This is a genomic window from Pseudomonas sp. ICMP 10191, from assembly GCF_001467335.1.
Classification (GTDB): domain Bacteria; phylum Pseudomonadota; class Gammaproteobacteria; order Pseudomonadales; family Pseudomonadaceae; genus Aquipseudomonas; species Aquipseudomonas cerasi.
The window spans coordinates 1-1040 of sequence record NZ_LKGW01000017.1 but is presented as its reverse complement, the minus strand read 5'-3'; the positions used below and the strand labels follow the sequence as shown (position 1 = coordinate 1040).

Below are 1040 nucleotides of genomic sequence, written 5' to 3'. Positions count from 1 at the left end.
CCTTCCTTCGGGATGTTGTCCATACCGTTGTGGGCCATACCGGCGAGTGCAGATGCGGATACGGCGGCGACCATTGGCGCAGTTGCAGCAGCAGCGGCGAGTGCGGCGGCCGGCGCAGCAGCTGGACCGATCAGCGGAATACCGGCGGTCGATGCGTAAGCGTTCAGCGCTGCCTGCGCAGACGCTGCCTGCGCGTTGGCGATCAAGCCGGTGGCCGCCGCCGATTGCCCGCTTTTACCAACGAGCAGTTGAATGCCCTGATATATCAGCCACTGCGCTGCCATGTCGCTCAACGCGTTTATTACCGACTTGGACATATTGCTCGCGAAGTCAGCAACAGCTTCTCCCGCGTTATCCACATCAGTGGCTACATCAGCGAAAACATTTCCCAGCCCGGTGGTGGCGTCATCAAGCGAGCCCGAGACAAAATCTGCGGCCTTCGCAGAGTAATTTTCGGCAGCGTCTACATAGTTCTGCCAGGCATCACTCACGCCCGCCATCCAGTTGGACTGGGCCTCGTCAATCCGATTGTAATAATCCTGCTGGATGACCATTCGTTCGGCTAGCGCCTCGGAGAGCATGCCAGTCTCTTTGGCGTACAGCTCGGCGCTGATATCGCCGGAGTTGCGCTGCGCCTGGAGGTCCGCAGCCTTGCGCGCGTAATCCTCCTGAATGGCCATATCCTGCTTCAGGCGGTCCCGGGCCTTGTCGCCCATCCCTGCGCCAGCAAGCTCCATATCGAAGCCGCCGCGAGTGGCAGCGTTATCATCCTTGAGGGTCGCAAGGAAGCTGACGGCCTTGGCCTCTTCCTCGTTCGCAACCTTGAGTTTTTGGAGAGCATCCAGCTCCGACGCCAGGCCCTCGAGGCGCTTCTGTTGAACAGCGTTGATCCCGACGAGCTTGCCCGATGCAACTTCGAAGCGGATCTTGTCCACTTCCGTGGCGTTTTTCTGCGCATCCGCGCTGGTATTGATCAGCGCGATCTGGCGCTGCAGGTCGGTCTCTGAACCCTTGAAGGTATCGCTCAGTTTCTTCGCTGC

The 1040-nt window shown here is 59.8% G+C and carries 1 protein-coding gene; it reads right to left on the bottom strand.

The features are described 5' to 3' along the window. Positions 1-935: phage tail tape measure protein (locus AO388_RS03225; protein ID WP_236713889.1), on the bottom strand; the 935-nt coding region annotated here is incomplete at its 3' end. Between the last annotated feature and the right edge of the window lie 105 nt (positions 936-1040).